At 44.4% G+C, this 2,531-nt stretch carries 1 protein-coding gene and 1 pseudogene; both read left to right on the top strand.

Annotation, left to right across the window (positions count from 1 at the left end):
• Positions 1 to 2,092 (top strand): annotated as a pseudogene (locus A3738_RS22070) (exodeoxyribonuclease V subunit gamma); the annotation flags it as partial.
• A partial coding sequence (locus tag A3738_RS30115; protein WP_231876732.1) for a UvrD-helicase domain-containing protein occupies positions 2,092 to 2,531 on the top strand: 440 nt, incomplete at its 3' end. The pseudogene A3738_RS22070 and the gene A3738_RS30115, both read left to right, overlap by 1 nt.

Raw genomic sequence — 2,531 nt, 5'->3', positions numbered from 1 at the left:
GGTAGGTTCCTTAAATGTGCGTTGGGGTTTGTCTGAAAAACATAGAGATCAAGTGTCTGGTGGTGAGCAAACAGGTAGCAATAATACTTGGTTGCAAGGTATTCAGCGTGCGCTCAAATCATATCTCCTAGGTGATATGCCCGCGTTGAAAGTAGAGCAAGACTTTGTCCCGATTTCGCTAAGAACACGTGAGTCGCAAGACTTAGTGGGCATGCTAGCAAGTATTATTGATTTGATTGAAGACTGTATGTCAGTGCTTTCTGGGAAACAGCCAACGATGATATGGATAAATCGAGTTCAAGCTATTTGGCAACAATGGTTTGATTTGAATATCGTAGACGAGTCAGTACAGCGCTTAATCGATCGCGCCTTAGATAGCTGCCGCGAGCAAGTCATGTTGACCCAATTTGATCAGACTATTCCGTTCTCGATTATTCGCGGAATCCTTCAAACTGAACTTGATAAAGAGAAAGTGAGTCAGCGTTTTCTGGCTGGGCGCATGAACTTCTGCAACTTGATGCCAATGCGTACTGTTCCGTTTCGTTTGGTGTGTTTGCTCGGTATGAATGAGGGTGAATATCCGCGGCATGATTTAAATCAAAGCTTCGACTTAATTGCGCAATATCCTAAACGTCGTGGAGATCGATCTCGCCGTTTTGATGATCGCTATATGTTTTTAGAGGCCATATTGGCTGCGCAAGATCGTTTGTATATTTCGTATCAGGGCAAGCATGCGAAAGATAATAGCGAACGCTTCCCATCGGTTTTGGTAAGTGAATTACAGGATGCACTTGTACGTACGTTTACAGATGGTTCAGAACAAAGTGAAGAGCAATTTTTAAACGCCTTGAGCCTTGAGCATCGGCTTCAACCTTTCCATCGTTCGTATTTTGAAAGTACTTCGGAGACACCCAGCTTCTCTAATCTTTGGCGATCGTTGTACCTTGAATCTGCTGACCAAATTGCTCCGATTATCTTGGATGAGGCGGCCGAACAAATTGATATGTTTAGCACGCCACAAACCAGTGATGTGAACGTTGATGCGTCACCAGAACCTAGTGCTTCGAGATTTATTGCGCAAATAAAAGACGCAGGCCACTGCACTTTACGCGATTGGGAACAAGCTTTTGCAAGCCCTTTACTGCATTACTATCGTACACAGTTAGGCCTTACAAAGACGTACGCTGAGGAGGTGGTGGAAGCAATCGAGCCCTTTGATTTGTTTGGCTTAGACGCTTATAAAGTGGCGCAAGAGCTAGCGCCATTTTGGCTACACGATCGAGCAGAGGATGAAGCACGTAAACAAAAAGAATTGGCCTTGCTTGGACGACTACCACAAGGCTTAGTTGCTGAGTTAAAACTCGACAGTCTCAAATCTAGTTATGGAAATTTTATCGAGCGCATTGCTAAGGCTTCATGCGACGCTGAGGCTAGCAAAGTTATTCCTTATTCATTTGAGTTAACGTTACCGGAAAACCTAACTGGCAGCTCAATGCAGGGAGATGTGTTCTTAGCCCCCGAGACTGCCATCGATGTGCGATTTGGAAAGTACTGTCATAAATGGATATTCGGTGCTTGGGCAAAACACGTGGCTTGGAATGCACATGTGCATTCAGGCAACGACGTTTCTAAGAATAAAGCTAGCGCTGAAAATAATCCGACCAGTCTTCCCCTAAAAACAACGAACATCTGGCGTAAGGGCCAAATTGTGTTCCCAGCCTTAACTGCGGAGCAAGCTGGCANCTACTTGAGCGAGCTTGTGCAATGCCTTGTGCAATTCTCAAATAGCCCATTGCCGTTTCTTCCTGAGCAGGCTTACAAGCTAGCGTTTGCGTATTTTGATAGTTCCGAAAAAGCTTATAACGAATGCGAGCTCGGTAATGAGTCTGCGTTGGTATGGAATCGTTTAGGTGAGTTGAGTGAGGACACAGAGCTAGGCAAATTTATTCCAGAGCCAGATGAGTATGTGTTGATGCAGCAAATTCTGCGTCATGCGCCGGTTAAAAAATCTCGTAGCAAAAAGAAAGATGATGATTCTGACATTGCGGCCAATGATGACGTTGAACGTATTACGGTAGAGGAGGANCGATAATGAATGAGACTCCAATGAACTCATTAGCGCCAGAAACACTAGATCTAAATACCTTTCCTTTAGAGGGACTTACCTTAATTGAAGCGAGTGCAGGCACGGGTAAAACCTATGCCTTGTCGAATTTGGTTCTGCGTTACATTCTCGAGAAAAACTATCAGATAGAGCAGATCTTGATAGTGACGTTTACCGATGCCGCGACACAAGAACTCCGTGTTCGGGTGCGGGCGAATATTGTTCAGTACATTAAGTATCTTGAGCGTTTAATTGAGTTTTATGATGAGCTGGAAGTCGATAGTGATGGCAGTAGTGAAGCAGTAAGTGAGAGCAGATCAGATATAGATGCTGCGCAATTAGAGTCGCTTATTCCTGACGCTTTAGCGCGCAATATTATTGGCCGCTTGGATAATCTAAACCAAAGCTTATTGGCTTTAAAAATCGC

It is taken from the genome of Oleiphilus sp. HI0066 (genome assembly GCF_001635725.1).
Note: the sequence above shows the minus strand (reverse complement) of the source record. Positions and strands in the feature narration are given on the sequence as shown.